At 71.6% G+C, this 20,821-nt stretch carries 16 protein-coding genes; 10 read left to right on the top strand and 6 right to left on the bottom strand.

All coding sequences use genetic code 11. The annotated features are described in order from the left end of the window. Positions 1 to 94: 94 nt before the first annotated feature. Genes ACLZN2_RS28025 through ACLZN2_RS28010 form a run of 4 tightly spaced genes read left to right on the top strand, consistent with a single transcriptional unit; the run spans position 95 to position 3,817 of the window. Complete coding sequence (locus tag ACLZN2_RS28025; RefSeq protein ID WP_416981973.1) at positions 95 to 1,162, top strand: glucose-1-phosphate thymidylyltransferase; 1,068 nt, start codon at positions 95 to 97, stop codon at positions 1,160 to 1,162. Then, entirely contained in the window at positions 1,159 to 2,139 is a 981-nt protein-coding gene (gene rfbB, locus ACLZN2_RS28020) for a dTDP-glucose 4,6-dehydratase (RefSeq protein WP_416981972.1), read from the top strand. The genes ACLZN2_RS28025 and rfbB overlap by 4 nt, the downstream gene beginning before the upstream one ends. Then, positions 2,136 to 3,017 carry a dTDP-4-dehydrorhamnose reductase gene (gene rfbD, locus ACLZN2_RS28015; RefSeq protein WP_416981970.1) on the top strand — a complete coding sequence of 294 codons (882 nt, stop codon included), beginning with the start codon at positions 2,136 to 2,138 and terminating at the stop codon, positions 3,015 to 3,017. The genes rfbB and rfbD overlap by 4 nt, the downstream gene beginning before the upstream one ends. Continuing rightward, a complete protein-coding gene (locus ACLZN2_RS28010) occupies positions 3,014 to 3,817 on the top strand; it encodes a class I SAM-dependent methyltransferase (protein ID WP_416981969.1) in 804 nt (267 codons plus the stop codon). Before rfbD ends, ACLZN2_RS28010 begins: the two co-directional genes overlap by 4 nt. A 210-nt stretch (positions 3,818 to 4,027) precedes the next feature. Here the strand turns inward: ACLZN2_RS28010 and ACLZN2_RS28005 are convergent, their stop codons facing one another. Beyond that, positions 4,028 to 5,977 carry a glycosyltransferase family 2 protein gene (locus ACLZN2_RS28005; RefSeq protein ID WP_416981968.1) on the bottom strand — a complete coding sequence of 650 codons (1,950 nt, stop codon included), beginning with the start codon at positions 5,975 to 5,977 and terminating at the stop codon, positions 4,028 to 4,030. A gap of 245 nt (positions 5,978 to 6,222) precedes the next feature. Here ACLZN2_RS28005 and ACLZN2_RS28000 point away from each other — a divergent pair, with 245 nt between their 5' ends. Then, positions 6,223 to 6,723: a metallophosphoesterase family protein gene (locus tag ACLZN2_RS28000; protein ID WP_416981967.1), complete on the top strand. Its 501-nt coding sequence runs from the start codon at positions 6,223 to 6,225 to the stop codon at positions 6,721 to 6,723. Positions 6,724 to 6,880: 157 nt separating this feature from the next. Here ACLZN2_RS28000 and ACLZN2_RS27995 read toward each other — a convergent pair whose 3' ends face one another. Beyond that, positions 6,881 to 7,999 carry an XdhC family protein gene (locus ACLZN2_RS27995; protein WP_416981966.1) on the bottom strand — a complete coding sequence of 373 codons (1,119 nt, stop codon included), beginning with the start codon at positions 7,997 to 7,999 and terminating at the stop codon, positions 6,881 to 6,883. A 168-nt stretch (positions 8,000 to 8,167) separates the two neighbouring features. Here ACLZN2_RS27995 and ACLZN2_RS27990 point away from each other — a divergent pair, with 168 nt between their 5' ends. Together ACLZN2_RS27990 and ACLZN2_RS27985 are read left to right on the top strand one after the other, a co-directional pair. Beyond that, positions 8,168 to 10,126 carry a GTP-binding protein gene (locus ACLZN2_RS27990; protein ID WP_416981965.1) on the top strand — a complete coding sequence of 653 codons (1,959 nt, stop codon included), beginning with the start codon at positions 8,168 to 8,170 and terminating at the stop codon, positions 10,124 to 10,126. Positions 10,127 to 10,271: 145 nt separating this feature from the next. After that, positions 10,272 to 12,131 (top strand): cellulase family glycosylhydrolase, encoded by a 1,860-nt coding sequence (locus ACLZN2_RS27985; protein ID WP_416981964.1) that lies wholly within the window; start codon positions 10,272 to 10,274, stop codon positions 12,129 to 12,131. 63 nt (positions 12,132 to 12,194) lie between these two features. Here the strand turns inward: ACLZN2_RS27985 and ACLZN2_RS27980 are convergent, their stop codons facing one another. Further along, positions 12,195 to 13,439 (bottom strand): YncE family protein, encoded by a 1,245-nt coding sequence (locus ACLZN2_RS27980; RefSeq protein ID WP_416981963.1) that lies wholly within the window; start codon positions 13,437 to 13,439, stop codon positions 12,195 to 12,197. A 174-nt stretch (positions 13,440 to 13,613) separates the two neighbouring features. Between ACLZN2_RS27980 and ACLZN2_RS27975 the strand changes: the two genes are divergently transcribed. After that, on the top strand, positions 13,614 to 14,291 hold the full coding sequence (locus ACLZN2_RS27975) for a TetR/AcrR family transcriptional regulator (protein ID WP_416981962.1): 678 nt from the start codon (positions 13,614 to 13,616) through the stop codon (positions 14,289 to 14,291). 136 nt (positions 14,292 to 14,427) lie between these two features. Here the strand turns inward: ACLZN2_RS27975 and ACLZN2_RS27970 are convergent, their stop codons facing one another. Further along, complete coding sequence (locus tag ACLZN2_RS27970) at positions 14,428 to 15,642, bottom strand: glycosyltransferase (protein ID WP_416982173.1); 1,215 nt, start codon at positions 15,640 to 15,642, stop codon at positions 14,428 to 14,430. A gap of 208 nt (positions 15,643 to 15,850) precedes the next feature. Between ACLZN2_RS27970 and ACLZN2_RS27965 the strand changes: the two genes are divergently transcribed. Then, the gene (locus tag ACLZN2_RS27965; RefSeq protein WP_416981960.1) at positions 15,851 to 17,809 is read left to right on the top strand and encodes a ricin-type beta-trefoil lectin domain protein; all 1,959 of its coding nucleotides are present in this window, start codon (positions 15,851 to 15,853) and stop codon (positions 17,807 to 17,809) included. A 316-nt stretch (positions 17,810 to 18,125) separates the two neighbouring features. On the opposite strand, the gene ACLZN2_RS27960 is transcribed toward ACLZN2_RS27965, so the two are convergent. Beyond that, positions 18,126 to 18,494, bottom strand: a complete 369-nt coding sequence (locus tag ACLZN2_RS27960) for a nuclear transport factor 2 family protein (RefSeq protein ID WP_416981959.1) — start codon at positions 18,492 to 18,494, stop codon at positions 18,126 to 18,128. 170 nt (positions 18,495 to 18,664) lie between these two features. On the opposite strand from ACLZN2_RS27960, the gene ACLZN2_RS27955 reads away from it, so the two are divergent. Further along, positions 18,665 to 18,964: a hypothetical protein gene (locus ACLZN2_RS27955; RefSeq protein WP_416981958.1), complete on the top strand. Its 300-nt coding sequence runs from the start codon at positions 18,665 to 18,667 to the stop codon at positions 18,962 to 18,964. Positions 18,965 to 18,997: 33 nt separating this feature from the next. Here the strand turns inward: ACLZN2_RS27955 and ACLZN2_RS27950 are convergent, their stop codons facing one another. Next, entirely contained in the window at positions 18,998 to 20,752 is a 1,755-nt protein-coding gene (locus ACLZN2_RS27950; RefSeq protein WP_416981956.1) for an ABC transporter ATP-binding protein, read from the bottom strand. Positions 20,753 to 20,821 lie beyond the last annotated feature (69 nt).

The following is a 20,821-nucleotide window of genomic DNA, read 5'->3' as shown; positions in this document are numbered from 1 at the left end:
CGGCAACCCGCCCGGGATGCGCTCCGGCCCGGAATGGAACATCGTCAGGGGTGAGGTCCGAAAGACAGAGGTCCGAACGAGCCCAGGTGAGGCGATGAAGGCTCTTGTGCTGTCCGGCGGCGCCGGTACCCGACTCCGGCCGATCACCCACACCTCGGCCAAACAACTCGTCCCCGTGGCCAACAAGGCCGTGCTCTTCTACGGCCTGGAGTCGATCGCCGCCGCGGGTGTCACCGAGGTCGGGGTGATCGTCGGCGACACGGCCGACGAGATCCGCGCGGCCGTCGGCGACGGCTCCCGCTTCGGCCTCGACATCACGTACATCCCCCAGGAGCGGCCCCTCGGCCTCGCCCACGCGGTCATGGTGGCCCGCGACTACCTCGGCGACGACGACTTCGTGATGTACCTGGGCGACAACTTCATCGTCGGCGGCATCTCCGACCTCGTCGACGAGTTCCGCGGGACCCGCCCCGACGCCCAGATCCTCCTCACCCGCGTCCCCGACCCGCGCGCCTTCGGCGTCGCCGAACTCGACGCGGACGGGCAGGTCGTCGCCCTGGAGGAGAAACCCGAACGGCCCAAGAGCGACCTCGCCCTGGTCGGCGTCTACCTGTTCACCCCCGCGATCCACGCCGCCGTGCGCGCCATCCGGCCCTCCCGGCGCGGCGAGCTGGAGATCACCCACGCCATCCAGCGGCTGATCGACGAGGGCGCCGACGTGCGCTCCACGATCATCAAGGGCTACTGGAAGGACACCGGGAACGTCGTCGACATGCTGGAGGTCAACCGGACGGTCCTGGAGGGCCTCGAAGCACGGATCGACGGCGAGGTCGACGAGGCCTCCGAGACCGTCGGCCGCGTGGTCGTCGAGCCGGGCGCCCGGATCGTCAACTCACGGCTCGTCGGACCCGTCGTCATCGGCGCGGGCACCGAGGTCCGCGACTCCTACGTCGGCCCCTTCACCTCCGTCGCGGAGAACTGCCGGATCACCGACAGCGAGCTGGAGTTCTCCATCGTGCTGCGCGACTCCTCCATCGACGGGGTGGGCCGCATCGAGAACTCCCTCATCGGCCGACACGTGGAAGTCACCCCGGCGCCCGGCGTGCCGAGCGCACATCGTCTCGTCCTCGGCGACCACAGCAAGGTACAGATCCACACATGAACCTTCTCGTCACCGGAGCAGCCGGCTTCATCGGCTCCACGTACGTCCGCGGCCTCCTCGCCCGCGACACCGCCCGCGACACCGCCCTCGACATCACCGTCCTGGACAAGCTCACCTACGCGGGCACCCTCACCAACCTGCCCGTCGGCCACCCCCGGCTGGAGTTCGTGCAGGGCGACATCTGCGACGCCGACCTCGTCGACAAGCTGACCGCCGGCGCCGACCAGATCGTGCACTTCGCCGCCGAGTCCCACGTGGACCGCTCCATCGAGGGCGCCGGGACGTTCGTACGCACCAACGTGCTCGGCACCCAGACCCTGCTGGACGCGGCCCTGCGGCACGACGTCGGACCGTTCGTACACGTCTCCACCGACGAGGTCTACGGCTCCATCGAGACCGGATCCTGGCCCGAGGACCACCCGCTCGCCCCCAACTCCCCGTACTCCGCGTCCAAGGCCTCCTCCGACCTGATCGCCCTCGCCCACCACCGCACCCACGGCCTCGACGTCCGCGTCACCCGCTGCTCCAACAACTACGGCCCGCACCAGTTCCCCGAGAAGGTCGTCCCGCTGTTCGTCACCAACCTCCTCGACGGCGAGCGGGTCCCCCTCTACGGCGACGGACGCAACGTCCGCGACTGGCTGCACGTCGAGGACCACTGCCGCGGCGTCGACCTCGTACGCACCAAGGGCCGCCCCGGCGAGGTCTACAACATCGGCGGCGGCACCGAACTCAGCAACCGGGAGCTGACCGGACTGCTGCTGCGGGCCTGCGGCGCCGACTGGGACCGCGTCGACCACGTGCCCGACCGCAAGGGCCACGACCTGCGCTACAGCGTCGACTGGACCAAGGCCCGCACCGAACTGGGCTACCGGCCCCAGCACGACTTCGCGACCGGCCTCGCCGACACCGTCGCCTGGTACCGGGACCACCGCGACTGGTGGGAGCCGCTGAAACGGGGAGCGCGGACCGTATGAGATGGCTCGTCACCGGTGCCGACGGCATGCTCGGCCGCGACACCGTCGAGGAACTGGCCCGGCGCGGCGAGGACGTGACCGGGCTCGACCACACCGGCCTGGACATCACCCGCCCGGACCAGGTGGCTGCGGCCTTCGCCGCGCACCGCCCCGACCTGCTCGTCAACTGCGCCGCGTACACCGCCGTCGACGACGCCGAGACCGACGAGGCCCGCGCCCTGCGGATCAACGGCGACGGCCCCCGGCTGCTCGCCCGCGCCTGCGCCGCCCACGGCACCCGGCTGATCCACGTCTCCACCGACTACGTCTTCGCCGGGGACGCCACCACCCCCTACCCCGAGGACCAGCCCCCGGCCCCGCGCACCGCCTACGGCCGCACCAAACTCGCCGGCGAGCGGGCCGTCCTCGGTGAACTCCCGGACGCCTCCGTCGTCCTGCGCACCGCCTGGCTGTACGGCGTCCACGGCCACAACTTCGTCCGTACGATGCTCGGCCTCGAAGCCCGCCGCGACACCCTCGACGTCGTCGACGACCAGCGCGGCCAGCCCACCTGGAGCGCCGACGTCGCCACCCGCATCGCCGACCTGGGCCCGCGCACCGGCCGTACCGCCAAGGGCGTCCTGCACGCCACGGCCTCCGGCGAGGCCAGCTGGTACGAGCTGACCCGCGAGATCTTCCGCCTGATCGACGCAGACCCCGACCGGGTGCGCCCCACCACCAGCGACGCCTTCCCCCGGCCCGCGCCGCGCCCCGCCTACAGCGTGCTGGGCCACGCCCGCTGGCGGGAGACCGGCCTGCGCCCCCTGCGGGACTGGCGCACCGCCCTGCACGCGGCACTGCCCCTCATCCGCAAGGAGACCCAAGGAGTCCGTTCGTGAAACGCCATGAGTTCCTGCGGGAACTGCACAAGGTCACCGCCAACCGCAACTACCTGGAGATCGGTGTCAACGACGGCCGCAGCCTGCGCCTGTCCCGCGTCCCCAGCATCGCCGTCGACCCCGCGTTCAAGGTGACCACCGAGATCCGCTGCGACGTCCACCTGGTGAAGGCCACCAGCGACGACTTCTTCGCCCGCGACAACCCCCTCCAGCACCTCAGGGGCGGCCGCCACCCCTGGCGCAACCTGCGGCGCGGCCGCCGGCCCCTCGGCCACTGGCGGCGCACCACCCTCGACCTGTCCTTCATCGACGGCATGCACCTGTTCGAGTACGCGCTGCGCGACTTCATCAACGTCGAGCGGCACTCCGACTGGTCGAGCGTGATCGTCTTCGACGACATGCTGCCCCGCAACGTCGACGAGGCGGCCCGCGACCGCCACACCTCCGCCTGGACCGGGGACGTCTTCAAGATCATCGAAATCCTGAACCGGCACCGCCCCGACCTCGTCACCGTCCTCGTCGACACCCAGCCCACGGGCCAGCTCGTCGTCTTCGGCGCCGACCCGCGAAGCCGGGTCCTGAGCCGACGGTACGACGAGATCATCGCAGAGTTCGATGTCCCCGACCCGCAGAAGGTCCCCGAAACGATCCTCGACCGCGTCCGAGCGATCCCCCCGGAAACCCTCCTGGAGGCAGGCTTCTGGCACCCCCTAGCCCGGGCACGCAACAGGCGCCTGCCCCGCACCCGAGGCTGGGACGCCCTGCGCAGCGCGCTGAGCCGGCTGACAGTCGACGGCTGACCCAGCGCCCTGAAGGGGCGCGGGGAACTGCGCGACGAGCCGCATCGGCGTGGTAGCTGAACGATGGACGGTGAGTGCTTTGAGGGGGCGCGGGGAACTGCGCGACGAGCCGCATCGGCGTGGTAGCTGAACGACGGGCGCTGAGTGCTTTGAGGGGGCGCGGGGAACTGCGCGACCAGCCACAACGGCGCCGCAGCCGAACAACGAACCTCAGCGCCCCCTACCCCGCACAACACGACCAAGCACCCGCCGCACCCCACGCCGCACCTTGTGAGCCAGCCTCCGCAGCCGGCCAGGCCGCGGCGCCGCCACCACCCGCACCCCGTCCGCCCCGACCCGCAGCGCCACCGCCAGCGGATGGAACCGCGCCCCCGCCCCGTCCGCCTCCGCCCCGTCCGCCCCCGCCCCGTCCGGCGCCAGACACAGCGCCGTGCGCCAGGTACGCCCGCCGAGGTCGTTGACGGGCAGCGAGGCCTCCAGCCGCCCGCCGGGCAGCAGCACCGCAGGCACGTCATGCGAACCGGGCCCGCTCAGCCGCAGCAGCACCCCCGTGCGGGCGGGCACGTGCAGCCGCAGGTCCACCCCGATCCGCTCCCCGGCGACCGACACGTCCCCGGGCACCAGTCGGCCGAGGCCCAGCCGCTTGCCCGCGCGGCCGACGTCCAGCGCGAGACTGGCGTACCGGTCGGTCCAGTACGGCAGGACCACCCGGCCCGCGACGACCCCGGCGGGCGGTGCGGGCCGGTCATGGCGCGGCGCCGGGCCGAGCCGCAGCTCCTTCGTCCAGCCGCCGAGCCCCACCCGCACATACGCGTCCCACAGCCCGTCCCCCGGCAGCACCGCCCGGTCCGCGGGGTCGACGGTCGCCGTCCCCCGCAGCACCAGCCGCACCCGGCTGCCGTCCCCGGCCGGAACCGTCTCCCGGACCACCTCCACCGGATGGAAGTACTGCGCCGCGCTGGCACGGTCGCGCAGCAGCAGGTCCGGTCTCGCCCTGCCGAACCGGCCGACCGTGTCCTCGCCGAGCCACCGCACCGCCTCGCCGACGTCCTTCGGCGGCCACTGCGGGGAGCCCCCGGCGGCCGGGAACGTCATCGGCCCGCCGTCGTGCGTGAGCTCCGCGGCGAACGCGATCCGCAGCACCCCGTCCTGCCAGCGGACGTCCTCCGGGTCGACGGTGAGCGCGACCCCGGACTCCCATTCGGCGAACGCGACGACATCGTCGTAGCGTCCGTCGGCGGCCAGGGCGGCGACCACCCGCTGCGTGGGCTGCAGCGGTGCCGCGACGCCCGGCCCGAAGCGCTCGACGACGACTCCGTGGATCTCGGCGAAGAGTTCCTTGCGGTAGTCCTCGGGCAGGTTCAGGAACCGCCTGCCGCGCAGCCGCTCCACCATCTCCACGCGCAGCCAGCGCCGGAAGAGACGGTCGCGCAGGGGGCCCGGCTCGGTGTACTTCTCGACGACGTCGAGGGCCTCACGCAGGTTCTTGAAGTACCCGACCGGGTCGAAGCGCTGGAAGCCCGCGTTCGCGTCGTCGTCGCGCCGCACGTGGTAGTAGCAGACGTAGTCGCCGAGCACCGAGACGTTGTCCGCGCGCAGATAGGCCTCGGTGACGAAGACATGGTCCTCCAGGCGCCGCCGCCCCTCCGGGAAGCGCAGCCCGGTGCGCTCCAGGAACGCCCGGCGGACCATCTTGTGCGGGGTGAGACTGTCGATGAGCGGCGCGTTCTCGACGCTCGCCTTCGGCCGGTTCACCCGGAACAGCTCCACCGGCACCCCGCGGCCCCGGCCGACCATCTTCCCCACGACGACGTCGGCGTCGTTGGCGACCCCGTACGCGTACATCCGCTCCAGGGCCTCGTCGCCGAGGTGGTCGTCGTTGTCGACGAACATGACGTACTCGCCGCGGGCGGCGTCGATGCCGACGTTGCGGGGCTTGCCAGACCAGCCGGAGTTCTCCTGGTGGATGACCCGCACCCGGGGATCCTCGGCGGCGAGCGCGTCGAGACGCGCCGGGGTGGCGTCCGTGGAGCCGTCGTCCACGAAGATCACTTCGTACTCGTCGGGCGGCAGCGACTGCCCGAGCAGTGACGCGACACAGTCCTCGATGTAGGGACCGGGGTTGTAGACGGGGACGATGACGCTGACCTTGACCGGCATCGGGCTCCTGGCCCCCTTTTTTTTGGATCTGTGTGGATCTGTGCCGTAGGGCGGATGCGCGTGGCCCGATGCTAACTCCGCCGTCCCTCGGCCACCTGTCCTGTTCCCCAGCGTTCATGAGCCGTTGCCCGCCGTTGCCCGCTGCTGCGGGGTCCGGCGGCCGTGGAGCAGACATCCGGCCTTGGTCCGGTCGGGGGAGGGGCCGGTCGGGGGAAGCGCTGCCCGGCCGCGCGTAGCCTGGCCCCGTGCGTCTGCTGCTGATGTCCGACACCCACCTCCCCCGGCGCGCCAAGGCGCTCCCCGCCCCGCTGCTCGACGAACTGCCCGAGGCGGACGTCGTCGTGCACGCCGGGGACTGGGTCGACACGGCCACCCTCGACCTGCTGGAGGCCCGCAGCCGGCGGCTGATCGGGGTGTACGGCAACAACGACGGCCCCGGGCTGCGCGCCCGGCTGCCCGAGGTGGCGTACGCCGACCTGGGCGGGCTGCGCTTCGGTGTGATCCACGAGACCGGCCCCGCCCAGGGCCGCGAGGCCCGCTGCGCCGTCCGCTTTCCCGACCTCGATGTCCTCGTCTTCGGCCACAGCCACATCCCCTGGGACAGCACCGCACCCGGCGGCCTCCGCCTGCTCAACCCGGGCTCCCCGACCGACCGCCGCCGCCAGCCGCACTGCACCTATCTGACCGCCTCAGTGGCGGACGGCCGCCTCACGGACGTCGTCCTGCACCGGCTGCCGCCCCGCTGACGGAACCCGTGACGGAACCGGGCCGCGCCCGGCCGAAACGGTCGAGGGCGGCCCGGCTGCTGCGATTCTGCTCTGCTTCACGGACCTCCTTCCGTCATGGGAATGGATGAAAAGGCCACTACCCAGCCCCCGCGTGTCCCACACGCCCTGATTGTGGTTAATTCGAACGATTCTCCGGAGGTCGGCCGTGGATCGCTCCCGCCGCCCCGGTCAGCGGAGCGCCCGTGCCGCCCCAGCGCAGCGCGACGATCTCGGCGGCCACCGACACCGCGACCTCCTCGGGCGTACGGGCACCCAGGTCGAGCCCGACCGGGGAGCGCAGCCGGGCGAGCTCGTCCTCGCCCAGCCCCGCCTCGACGAGCCGCCGCCGACGGTCGTCGTGGGTGCGCCGGCTGCCCATCGCCCCGATGTACGCGGCCGGCCGGCGCAGCGCCTCCTGAAGGAGCGGCACGTCGAACTTCGGGTCGTGGGTGAGGACGCAGATCACCGTGCGCCCGTCGGTCTCCGTGCCCCGTAGATAGCGGTGCGGCCAGTCCACGACCACCTCGACGCCCTCCGGGAAGCGGCTCGGCGTGGCGAACACGGGGCGCGCGTCGCACACCGTGACCCGGTAGCCCAGGAAGTCACCGATGCGGGCCACGGCCGCCGCGTAGTCGATCGCCCCGAACACCAGCATGCGCGGCGGCGGGGCGAAGGAGTGCAGGAACACCGCGACCGCGTCCTCGCGCCGCTGTCCGTGCGGCCCGTAGTGCCGCAGCCCGGTGGCCCCGAGGGCGAGTTCCCCGCGCGCGTCGGCCGTGACCGCCGCGTCCAGGCCCTCCGTGCCGAGCGAACCCGCGACGCGGTCCGGCCAGACAGCGAGGGCGGCGCCGTGCGGGGCCGGGCCGTCGGTCACCGTCGCCAGGGTCACCGGCTCGCCCGCGGCGACCGAGGCGGCGAGCGCGCCGAAGGCCGGATCCAGCGCGGGCGTGACGGGCCGTACCAGCACGGTGAGCTCCCCGCCGCAGGTCAGCCCGACCGCGAACGCGTCGGCGTCGCTGTACCCGAACGTCTGCAGGCACGCCCGCCCGCTCGCCACGACCTCCTGGGCGAGCTCGAACACCGCCCCCTCCACGCAGCCCCCGGACACACTGCCCACGACCTCGTCGTCCGGCCCCACCGCCATCGCCGCTCCCGGGGCGCGCGGCGCGCTGCGGCTGACCGCGACCACGGTCGCGAGCCCGAACGGCACACCGGCGCCGTACCACCCGCTCAGCACCGGCAGAATCTCGCGCACGTCTGCACGTTAATCCGTTGCGGCCCCACCCGCGCTCTGGTGCACTGCGCGGGTACCGCACCCGCAGGACCGCGGGTACCGGCCCCGAAAGATCAGGAGCAGAGATGCGCACTGCGTTCATGTCCCTCCCGGAAGGAACGACCCCCACTCCAAAGGACATGACACCTCGTGCACTTGCTCAACCTCGGGATCCTCGCCCACGTCGACGCCGGTAAGACCAGCCTCACCGAGCGTCTGCTGCACTCGGCCGGGATCATCGACGAGATCGGCAGCGTCGACGCCGGCAGCACGCAGACCGACACCCTCGCGCTGGAGCGGCAGCGCGGCATCACCATCAAGTCCGCCGTCGTCTCCTTCCCGGTCGACGACGTCACCGTCAACCTCATCGACACCCCGGGTCACCCCGACTTCATCGCCGAGGTGGAGCGGGTCCTCGGCGTGCTCGACGGGGCCGTCCTCGTCGTGTCGGCCGTCGAGGGCGTCCAGGCGCAGACGCGGATCCTCATGCGCACCCTGCGCCGGCTGGGCATCCCCACCATCGTCTTCGTCAACAAGATCGACCGGCGCGGCGCACGCGACGGCGGTCTGCTGCGGGAGCTCACCGAGCGGCTGTCGGTGCCCGTGGTCCCCATGGGGACGGTGAGCGGGGCCGGGACGCGCGAGGCCGCCTTCCACCCCGCACCGGTGCCGGAGGACGTCCTCACCGAGCACGACGACGACCTCCTCGCCGCGTACGTCGACGGCACGCTCACGCCCCGGCGCATCCGTGCCGCCCTCGTCGCCCAGACGGGCCGCACGCTGGTCCATCCGGTGTACTTCGGCTCCGCGGCGACCGGCGCGGGTGTGCCCGAACTCGTCGCCGGCATCAAGGAGTTGCTGCCCGCCGCCGAGGGGGACCCCGAGGGGCCGCTCTCCGGATCGGTCTTCAAGGTGGAGCGCGGCCCGGCCGGCGAGAAGATCGCCTACGCGCGCCTCTTCTCCGGCACCCTGCGCACCCGCGACCGCGTCCCCTACGGGGACACCGCGGGCAAGGTCACCGCGATCAGCGTCTTCGGCCACGGCACCGACGTGCGCGAGGAGACGGTCGCGGCGGGCCGCATCGCCCGCCTGTGGGGACTCGCGGACATCCGCGTCGGCGACAGCGTCGGCGCATCGCACCGGGAGTACGGCCATGTGTTCGCACCCCCGACCCTGGAGACGGTCGTCGTACCGGGCCCGGACACCGACCGTCGCTCCCTGCACCTCGCCCTCACCCAACTGGCCGAACAGGACCCGCTGATCGGCCTGCGCCACGACGAGGTCCGCCAGGAGACCTCCGTGTCCCTGTACGGCGAGGTGCAGAAGGAGGTGATCCAGGCGACCCTCGCCGACGACTACGGCCTGAAGGTCACCTTCCGCGAGACGACCCCGCTGTGCGTGGAGCGCCCGGCCGGAAGCGGAGCCGCCGCCGAGTTCATCAAGAAGGACGCCAACCCGTTCCTCGCCACCGTCGGCCTGCGCGTCGAACCCGCCCCGCCCGGCACCGGTGTCACCTTCGGCCTGGAGGTGGAGCTGGGCGCGATGCCGTACGCCTTCTTCAAAGCGGTCGAGGACACCGTCCGCGCCACCCTCGGCCAGGGCCTGCACGGCTGGCAGGTCACCGACTGCGCGGTCACCATGACCCACTCCGGTTACTGGCCCCGGCAGAGCCACGCCCACCAGGGCTTCGACAAGAGCATGTCCACCACCGGATACGACTTCCGGGGCCTGACCCCGCTGGTCCTCGTCGAGGCGCTGCGCCGGGCGGGCACCCGGGTGTACGAGCCCATGCACCGGTTCCGGCTCCAGGCCCCCGCGGACACGCTGGGCGCCCTGCTGCCGGTGCTCGCCGCGCGGCGGGCCGTACCGCGGTCGACGGACACCCGGGACGGGCGGTGCCTGCTGGAGGGAGCGGTGCCGGCCGCCCAGGTGCACGGCCTGGAGCAGCGCGTTCCCGGGCTGACCCGGGGCGAGGGGGAGTGGGAGAGCGCCTTCGACCACTACGCGCCCGTGGTCCAGGGGACGGTCCCGGAGCGGCCGCGCACCGACCTCAACCCGCTCGACCGGAAGGAGTACCTGCTGAACGTGACGGGCCGGACGGGCGCGTGAGGTGAGCGAGGGCGCACGAGATGAGCAACGGGCGCAGGAGGTGAGCGAGGGGCGCACGAGGTGTGGCAAGAGGTGAACGATGTTCAACCTTACTCGTGAGTCAGATGTATTGACGGTGTCCGGAAAGCGCCCGACTGTAGTGGACATGCCGAATATCCGGGCACGTCTGCTCGCTGTTCTGGTTGTCCTCTGCGGACTCTGCGGTTTCCTGACGGTGGCGGGCACGCCCGCCGCCGCGGCCACCGTCCCCGACTCCCTCTCGTTCGACGGCACGGCGCTCACCGTGTCGAACGGCCGCTTCGTCGACGGAAACGGCCGCGAGGTCGTGCTGCGCGGCTACAACGTCTCCGGCGAGACGAAACTCGACGAGAACAAGGGTCTGCCCTTCGCCTCGGTCGCCGACGCCAAGAAGTCGGCGACCGCCCTGCGCGCCCTCGGCGGCGGCAACGCCGTGCGCTTCCTGCTCTCCTGGGCCTACGCCGAACCGGTGAAGGGCCAGGTCGACACCACGTATCTGGCCTCCGCCACCGCCCAGATGCAGGCCTTCCTCGACGCGGGCATCCGGGTCTACCCCGACTTCCACCAGGACCTGTACTCCCGCTACCTGTTCAACTCGGGCAGCTGGTACACCGGCGACGGCGCCCCCGCGTGGGCGGTGGCGCTCGGCAACTACCCCACCGAGTCCTGCGGGATCTGCTTCATGTGGGGCCAGAACATCACCCAGAACGGCGCGGTGAAGGCCGGCCAGTACGACTTCTGGCACAACAACTACGGCCTCCAGGACTACTTCCTGGCCACGGCCCAGAAGACCATGGCGTACATCAAGGCGAACCTCACCACCGAGGAGTTCACCGGCGTCCTCGGCTTCGACCCCTACAACGAGCCGTACGCCGGCACCTACGACTCCGGCCAGGCCAGCCGCACCTGGGAACGCGACCTGCTGTGGCCCTTCTACGTCAAGTTCCGGGCCCGGATGGACGCCGCCGGCTGGACCGACAAGCCGACCTTCGTCGAACCGAACCTCTTCTGGAACGGCAACGTCAGCAAGGAGGAGGGCGGCCTCCTCGACGCCGGCACGATCGGCTCCCGGTACGTCTTCAACACCCACTTCTACGACCAGAAGGCCATCTCCGGGATCCTCATGTGGGGCAACGCCGAGGACGGCCAGTACGTGAGCGACTTCGGCACGGTCCGCGACCGCGCCTCGGCGCTCGGCACGACGGCGATCGTCAGCGAGTTCGGTCACCCGCTGAACGGCAGCACGGCCGGCAAGGCGCCGACCGTCCTGAAGGCGATGTACCAGGCCCTCGACTCACGGGTGAAGGGCGCCAACTGGTGGACCACTCCGGCGACTTCGGGCCCGGTGCTCTCCGGTTCGCAGTGGCAGTGGGACATCTACAACGGCCGGCACCACGAGCTGATGAACGGCAACGCCGACAAGGTGATGACCTCCGGCGACGCCTGGAACGACGAGGACCTCTCCGCCGTACGCCTCGACGACAGCGGTGTGGTGACGCTCCGTCAGGACGCCCGGCTGCTCGACCGGGTCTACCCGAGCGCCACGTCCGGCTCCACCGTCGCCTTCACCTACGAGGACCGCTCCCGCGACGGTTCCACCACGCTCACCTGGAACCCGGTACCCAGCAGCCTGCCGAACGTGGCCTCGCTGGTCGGCTCCGGCCAGTACAGCGTGTTCGTGTGGCGCTCGAACGGCGGGACGGCACCGACCGAGCTGCATCTGCCCGCGTCCTTCCCCACCGCGTCCACCACGGTCGTCTCCGACCTGGGCACGGTGTACGGGCCGCCGGCGTACACGTCCTCCACGAAGATCGCCGCCACCGCGGAGCCGGGTGGTACGGGCAGCCGCCGACTGCTGCTCAGCACCACCGACTCCGGTGTTCTGCACTACGCGCTGGTGACCAACGGCGCGACCTCGCCGTCCGCGACCCTGCTGGCCGCAGCCCGCAGTGAACTGGCGGCGTGGGTGGCCTCGAAGATCGGCTAGGCAGATCAGTGCACAGGAGAGGGGGCGGGCGCCCGGCGCCCGCCCCCTCTCCTGCTGCTCGGGTCAGCTGCCGGTGCCCGTCCAGTCGGCCGCGACATGGCCGAGCCGCACCCGCTGCGGGTGGTCGCCCACCGGGATCGACACGATCTTCTGGCCGGTGGCGAAGTCGATCGCGGTGACCTGGTCGGCGCCGCTCTCGGAGATCACACAGTCCTTGCCGTCGCCGCTGACCGTGGCCCAGTACGGCTTGGACGCGGTGACCAGCGGGCCCTCCTGGTGGGTGCTGCGGTTGACGACCGTCGCGTAGTCGTCCATGGTGCCCGCGACGCACAGCTTGCTGCCGTCGGGGCTCATCGACAGACCGTGGTGGCGCGAGTCGTTGACGAACGAGGTGCGCTCGTCGCTTGTCGCCGGGTTCTTCGGCAGGGTCTTGGTGCGGGTGATGCTGTCGGAGGCGAGGTCGTACTCGAAGAAGCCGTTGAAGAACGACACCTGGAAGTACAGCTTGGACTCGTCCGGCGAGAACACCGCCGGGCGGACCGCGTCCGAGTAGTCGGTGAGGCCGATCGCGTCCAGCTTCTCCCGCATGTCGATGATCTTGACCTGCTTGTAGGTGGTCGCGTCGACGACCGTGATGCGCCGGTCGCCCTTCGTCCAGTCCAGCCACGGGGCGTCGAGATCGGTGTTCACGTCACCGATCGCCATGTTGTAGATGTACTTGCCGTCCTTGGTGAAGATGTTCTCGTGCGGCTTGTCGCCGGTGGCGAACGATCCCACCTGGTTGCCCGTGTTGATGTCCAGCACGTGCACGGTGTTGGCGGTCGACGCGGAGACCGCGACACGGGTGCCGTCGGGGGAGACGGCCATGTGGTCGGAGCGGTAACCGGACACCGGGAAGCGCCAGTTGATGGCACCGGTGGACAGATCGATGGAGACCACGTCGGCGAAGCTGGGCCGTGAGACGACCACGGACTTCCCGTCCGGCGTGGAGTACATGTCGTCCACGAACTGGTCGTTCCCCTCGCCGACGCCGTTGCGGATGGCCATGAAGTAGATCCACTTGATGGGGTCGGCGTTGATCTCCGCCATCCGCGCGTCCTTGTCGGGGATCACATTGATCCGGCCGACCTTCGCGAAGTCACCGGTGGACTTGATGACGTCCGCGGTGCCCTCCCAGTTGTTGCCGACGAACATCACCTCGCGCAGTGCGGCGCCGGACGCGGCCTGGGCCGTGGTGACGGGGGCGGTGACGGACAGGACGAGGGCGGCGGCTACGGCGCAGAGGTGACCGGGTCTGAAGGCGGCCATGAGTGCTCACTCCTTTGGAGTGGGGAAACGGGTGGGGCAGGGCTGAGCGGCTCGACGAGGCCAGAATCTGAACACGGCTGCGTTCAGACTGGACTTACTGGAAAGTAAGGAAGGGGTGCCCTTCGCCACAAGACTCCGTGCACGACAAAATTGGCCACGGGGGAGCACGGAGCGATGCGGGAGGGTGCAGTGACGGGCAGGCTCAGGGCGCCGACCGGCCGGTACGGCGGCAAGACCGCGGCCGAGCGGCAGGCCGAGCGGCGTGGGAGGTTTCTCGAGGCGGCGCTGCGGTTGTTCGGGGACACGCCCGGCTACCGGGGCGCGACGGTCGCGGCCCTCAGCGAGGCCGCCGGCCTGTCGACCCGCCAGTTCTACGAGGAGTTCCGCACCCTCGAGGACGTCCTCGCGGCCCTCCACCTCCAGGTCAACGACTGGGCGGAGGAGGCGGTCGTGGCCGCCTTCGCCGGGGCGGAGGGCCTGCCGCTGGCCGAACGGGTCACGGCGATCTTCCGCGCCTACGCCGGCAACGTCACCTCCGACCCCCGCCGCATTCGTATCACCTTCGTCGAGATCGTCGGCGTCAGCCCCCGCCTGGAGGAGCAGCGCCTCGCCCGACGGGCCCGCTGGATCGAGCTGATCTGCGCCGAGGCCACGGCCGCCGCCGAACGCGGAGAGGCGGCCCCTCGCGACTACCGCCTGGCCTCCACCGCCTTCATCGGCAGCGTCAACGGCCTCCTCCACGACTGGACCGCCGGCTGGGTCGACGCGACCCTGGACGAGGTGGTCGACGAACTGGTCCGCCAACTGCTGGGGATACTCCGGCCGGAGGGATGGCGGAACGGGGTCCGCTGAGCCGGGGCGCGGCACGGTGGCGGACCTGGTGGTGATCGAGTCTCAGCGACACGCCGTGCACACGCCGTGTTCGCGGCGTGTCGCTGAGACTGAACGCACACTTCGCCCCGCCTGTGGGCGACCCGCGAGGGGTTCCTCACCCGAGTCGTCCCACCGCCTCCACCGCTCGCCCCACCCCGTCCTCCGCGCGCACCCGGGCGCCCAACTCCCTCGCCCGCTCGGCGTACCGGGACTCACGGGCGGCCCGGGTGAGGGCCGCCGCCAGGGTCTCGGCGGTCAGCCGGCGCAGGGGGACCGCCCGAGGGGCCACCCCCGCCCTGACGAGCCGGTCGGCCCAGAAACCCTCGTCGAACTGGATCGGGACCGGTACGGCCGGGACGCCCGCGCGGACCCCGGCCGCCGTGGTGCCCGCGCCGCAGTGGTGGACCACCGCGGCCGTCTCGGGGAAGAGCAGGGAGTGCGGTACCTCGTCGACGGTCAGGATGTCGTCGCCGTCGGCCGCGAGACCGGCCCAGCCGCGCTGGATCACCCCGCGCAGCCCGGCCAGCCGCAGCGCCCGTACGATCTCGGCGCTCAGCCGGTGGGGATCGGGCACCGTCGCGCTGCCCAGGCCGACGAAGACCGGCGGCGGCCCCGCGTCGAGGAACTCCCGCAGGTCGCGGGGGAGTCGGTCCTCACGGTCGTACGGCCACCAGTAGCCGGTGATGTCGAGCCCCGACCGCCAGTCCCGGGGCCGGGGCACCAGGAGGGGGCTGAAACCGTGCAGTACCGGGCCGCTCCGGCGGTTCCGTGAGCGCGAGCCCTTGGCCGGCAGGCCGAGGCGGGCGCGGACGGCGGGCAGGACCGGGGCGAAGACCTGGTCGACGGCCAGCTCGACGCCGTGTCCGGCGAGGCGGTTGCCGAGGGTGCCCCAGGATCCGCCGCCGAGCATGGGCGGCGCGAACTCCCGGGTGGGCGCGATCGGTTGGAGGTGGAGGCCGAGGCTCGGCAGGGAGAGCCCCTCGGCGATGGTGTGTGCCAGGGGCGCGAGTGGGGCCGCCGCCAGCAGGGCGTCGGCGCAGCGCGCGGCGGTCAGGAGGTCGTCGGTCATCTCCCCGACCACCGCCCGCGCCAGCCGGACCGCCCGCAGCAGCTTGCCCGGACCGCTGGCGCTGTGGTGCAGCCCCCGGCCGCGCTCCGACTCCAGTTCGGCCCGTGGGTCGACCGGGAGCGGATGGAAACCCACCCCCGAGCCGGTCACCAGCGGCGCGAACCGCTCATGGGTGACCAGGGTGACCTCGTGGCCCGCACGCACCAGGGCGTGCCCCAGGCCGGTGAAGGGGGCGACATCGCCCCGGGAGCCCGCCGTCATGATCGCCACTCGCACGTCGGACAGTATGGCGGCGTCCGGGCCGATGACGGGAGCAACGGCCCAGCGAACACCACGACTTCACTCCTGAGACCGGTCACATGACTTCTGTCCCAGCCGTTGACTTCCCCCTCTGGCGCGCTCTACTTTCGGCGCGCAACTGTTCGGTTCATCGATCTTCGTTCGAGATTTCGAATCCCGGAGCCGCCGCATGCTTCCCCCACCGCGCTCAAGCCTCCTCAGGCGCTGCAGAACCGCAGCCGTGCGCCTCCTCGCCCTGGCGCTGACCGCGACAGCCGCTCTGCTGTTCGCCGTCCCCGCCCCCGCCCAGGCCGCGACGTCCCGTCAGATACCGGTGCCCACCGCCCCGATGGGCTGGGCGTCCTGGAACAGCTTCGCCGCGAAGATCGACTACAGCGTCATCAAGGGGCAGGTCGACGCGTTCGTCGCGGCAGGTCTGCCGACGGCCGGATACCAGTACGTCAACATCGACGAGGGCTGGTGGCAGGGCACCCGCGACAGCGGCGGCAACATCACCGTCGACGAGTCGGAGTGGCCCGGCGGTATGAGCGCCATCGCCGACTACATCCACAGCAAGGGCCTCAAGGCGGGCATCTACACGGACGCCGGCAAGGACGGCTGCGGCTACTACTACCCGACCGGCCGCCCCGCAGCGCCCGGCAGCGGCAGCGAGGGCCACTACGAGCAGGACATGCTGCAGTTCTCGAAGTGGGGCTTCGACTTCGTGAAGGTCGACTGGTGCGGCGGTGACGCCGAGGGCCTCGACGCGGCGACGACCTACACCGCGATCAGCAGCGCGGTCGCCAAGGCGACGGCCACCACCGGCCGCCCGCTCACCCTCTCCATCTGCAACTGGGGCTACCAGAACACCTGGAACTGGGCCCCGGGCCTGGCCCCCATGTACCGGACCAGCACCGACATCATCTACTACGGCAACTCGCCGTCGATGACGAACCTGCTGTCCAACTTCGACCAGGGCCTGCACCCGCTCGCCCAGCACACCGGCTACTACAACGACCCGGACATGCTGATGGTCGGCATGAGCGGCTTCACCGCCGCCCAGAACCGCACCCACATGAACCTGTGGGCCATCTCGGGCGCCCCGCTGCTGGCCGGCAACGACCTCACCACCATGACCACCGAGACCGCGAACATCCTCAAGAACCCCGAGGTCATCGCCGTCGACCAGGACGCGCGCGGCCTCCAGGGCAGCAAGGTCGCCGAGGACACCACCGGGCTCCAGGTGTACGGCAAGGTCCTCTCCGGCACCGGCAAGCGGGCCGTCGTCCTGCTCAACCGGACCTCCTCCGCCGCGAACATCACCGTCCGCTGGTCCGACCTGGGCCTGACCGGCGCCTCCGCGACCGTGCGCGACCTGTGGTCCCGGTCCGACGTCGGCTCGTACAGCACGAGCTACACCCAGAGCGTCCCGGCGGGCGGCTCGGTGATGCTCACCGTCACCGGCGGCACCGAGGCCTCGGGCAGCACCTACACCGGTACGTCGAGCTTCTCCGGCGTGGTCGCGGGCGCCACCGGCACGAAGATCGTGGACGTCGCCTACACCAACACCGCCTCGACGGCCAAGACCGCGACGCTCAAGGTCAACGGCCAGGGCACCACCACGGTCTCCTTCCCGCCGACCGGCTCCAGCCAGGGCACCATCAGCCTCCTGGTCGGCCTGTCCAAGGGCTCGTCCAACACCCTGACCTTCAGCGACGCGCCGACCCTCGCCGACATCACCGTCAAACCCCTGGCGGGCATGAACGGCAACCAGGTCATCGGCAAGCAGTCCAGCCGCTGCCTGGACGTCTACAACAACACCATCACCAACGGCACCCAGGCGGAGATCTGGGACTGCAACGGCGGCCAGAACCAGTCCTGGACGTACACCTCCCGCAAGGAACTCGTGGTGTACGGCAACAAGTGCCTGGACGCCTACAACCTGGGCACCACCAACGGCACCAAGGTCGTGATCTGGGACTGCAACGGCCAGAACAACCAGAAGTGGAACGTCAACAGCGACGGCACCATCACCAACGTCAACGCGGGCCTGTGCCTCGACGTCAACGGTGCGGCCACCGCCAACCGCTCCGTGCTGGTGCTGTGGTCGTGCAGCGGCGCCACCAACCAGAGCTGGACGCTGAACTGACGGCCGTACCTCACACGTGTCCCGCCGATCATGACGGTCGGCGGGACGCGCCCGCTCGCTCCCTCACCGGCTGATCGTGCGACCGGGCGTCATCGACTCCGGCCGTGCCGTGTGCGCGGCGGGCGGGGTGCGGGAGGAAGCGGGCGCGGCCGGCGCGCTGCTTTCAGGGCCGTTCGCAGCAGGGCGACGGAGAGGCGTCGGCCCGCCGCCGATGGTGGCGCCGGCAGTACGGAACGGTGGCCGCGCGACCGCCCCAGCCGGGCCGAGAAGGTCCAGGTCAGCCGGGAGCTGACCTGGACCCCCGCGAACTTCCTCCCTACTCGTCCCATGCCTGGATCATCGTCTGCTCGACGATCTTGCCGTTCCGCAGCGTGAGCATCGACTCGGCGAGGACCCGCACGCCGTCCGCGTACTCGCAGGACTCGGTGAAGGCGACACGGTCGCCCTGGACGATGCACTCGTCCAGCTTGTGCGTCTTGATGTCGCGGCTGTAGACGTCCTGCAGCAGTTCGCCGATCTCCGCCCGGCCGTGCAGCACCCGAGGGCTGCTGGGCTGGGTGTTGCGGTCGACGATGCGCAGCTCCGCGTCGTCCGCGTAGAGCGACAGCAGATCCGAGGCGGTCGATCCCTCGACGCCTCTGCGCAGGGTGTCAGTGGAGAAGCCGGAACTTGCCGCGGTGCCCATGATGACCTCCTAGGAGGGCCGCGGACCGAGGGGGCCGGGCCGCCGGTCCCTCACCTTCGAGCGTCCTCCGCCCCGCGGACCTCGGCAAGCGCAACCGCCGCGCTCCGCCTCCCGGGTGAGCCCGCTCCGCCGCCCGTGTCCATGACGCCGCCCGCCGCGTTGCCGAAGGCATGATCTCCACTCGACGCATCGCCGCCGTCGCCGCTCTCGCCGCCGGGGTCACGGGTCTCGCCGTCCCCTTGGCGAACGCGGCCGAAGCCCCGGCCGACGGCCGGATCCGGCCGATGACCACGCTCGACTCGCTCGCCGCGAGCGAGGTCCCGGCGGAGCACCGGGCCGCGCTGCCGCCGGTCTCCCGGCAACTGGGCGAGCTGAACAACGTCCACCAGGTCAACAAGCTGAACGAACTGCACCAGCTCACCGACCTCGCCGCCCCCGTCACCGGGCTGCTCCCCGCGGTCCAGCCCTGAACCGCCGGTTCCCCGCGCGTCCGCTTCCCCGCCTCACTCGGCCGTCGCGAGGAACTGCGTGGCCGCCAGCTCGGCGTAGAGCGGATCGCCCGTCACCAGCTCACGGTGCGTTCCCACCGCCCGCACCCGGCCCGCGTCCATGACGACGATCCGGTCGGCCATCGTCACCGTCGACAGCCGGTGCGCGACGACCAGCACCGTCGTCGTCCGGGCCACGTCCGCGACGGTGTCCCGCAGCGCCGCCTCGTTCACCGCGTCCAGCTGCGAGGTCGCCTCGTCGAGCAGCAGCAGCCGGGGGCGGCGCAGCAGGGCGCGGGCGATGGCCACCCGCTGCCGCTCCCCGCCGGACAGCTTCGTCCCCCGGTGCCCGACCAGCGTCTCCAGGCCCTGCGGCAGCCGGTCGGCCAGCCCGTCCAGCCGGGTCGTCTTCAGCACCCGCCGTACCGTGTCGTCGTCCGCCTCCGGGTTGCCCAGCAGCAGATTGGCGCGCAGCGAGCCCGACAGCACGGGCGCGTCCTGCTCGACGTACCCGATGGACGACCGCAGCAGCGGCAGCTCCCAGTCGGCGAGCGCGCGGCCGTCGAGGCTGATCGTGCCCGACTCGGGGTCGTAGAACCGCTCGATGAGCGAGAACACCGTGGTCTTGCCCGCGCCCGACGGGCCGACGAACGCCGTCATGCCCCGCGCCGGGACGTCGAACGTCACCCCGTGGTGGACGTACGGCAGATCGTCGGCGTACCGGAAGCGGACCTCGGTGAAGGACAGCGCGGCCGGTTCGGCGGCGGGGGAGGGCAGCGGGGCGGGCCGGGCCGCCGGCTCGGCGGGCAGCGCCAGCGCCTCCTGGATCCGGCTGAGGGCCGCCGCACCCGTCTGGTACTGGGTGATGGCGCCCACGACCTGCTGGATCGGCGCCATCAGGTAGAAGACGTACAGCAGGAACGCCACCAGCGTCCCGACGCCGATCGCGCCCGTCGCGACCCGAGCCCCGCCCACCGCCAGCACGGTGATGAACGCGCTCTGCATCGCGAGCCCGGCCGTGTTCCCGGCCGCCGCCGACCACTTGGCGGCGCGCACGCTCTGCCGCCAGGACTCCTCGGCCGCCGCGTGCAGCGTCTCCTCCTCCCGGTACTCGGCGCCCGACGCCTTCACCGTGCGCAGCGCGCCCAGGACCCGCTCCAGCGAGGCCCCCATCACCCCGACCGCGTCCTGGGCCTGCCGGCTCGCCCGGTTGATGCGCGGCACGATCAGCCCGAGGACCACGCCCGCGCACAGGATCACGGCCAGGGTCACCCCCAGCAGCACCGGGTCGACCAGCCCCATCATCACCACCGTCGCGGCCAGCGTGAGCCCTCCGGTGCCCAGGCCCACCAGCGAGTCGGTGGTGACCTCGCGCAGCAGGGTCGTGTCGGAGGTGATCCGGGCCATCAGATCGCCGGGCTCGCTGCGGTCCACGGCCGGGATGCGCAGCCGCAGCAGATACGACGACAGCGCCCGCCGCGCGCCCAGCACCACCGACTCCGCGGTACGCCGCAGCACGTACGAACCCAGCGCCCCCACGGCCGCGTTGGCGACCACCAACCCGGTCAGGGCGAGCAACGCGCCGGTGATCGCGCGGTCGTGGGACAGGTCCTCGATCAGCCCCCGGGCCACGAGCGGCAGCAGCAGCCCGGTCGCCCCGGTGACCAGCGACAGCACCGCCCCCGCCAGCAGGGACCCGCGGTGTGGTCGTACGTAGTCGAGCAGCAGCCGCCACGGGGGTCGTATGCCGGCTGTCTCTGCGTTGCTCACGGGGCTCCTCGGCGCTCGGACGGAGCCTTCAGGCTACGGCGGCGATCGCCGAGCGTGGCCGGAAGGAGG

Origin of the sequence: Streptomyces sp. T028 (assembly GCF_048159505.1) — a bacterium.
Lineage (GTDB): Bacteria > Actinomycetota > Actinomycetes > Streptomycetales > Streptomycetaceae > Streptomyces.
The sequence above is the reverse complement of the archived record's forward strand: the minus strand, read 5'-3'. Positions and strand labels throughout refer to the sequence as shown.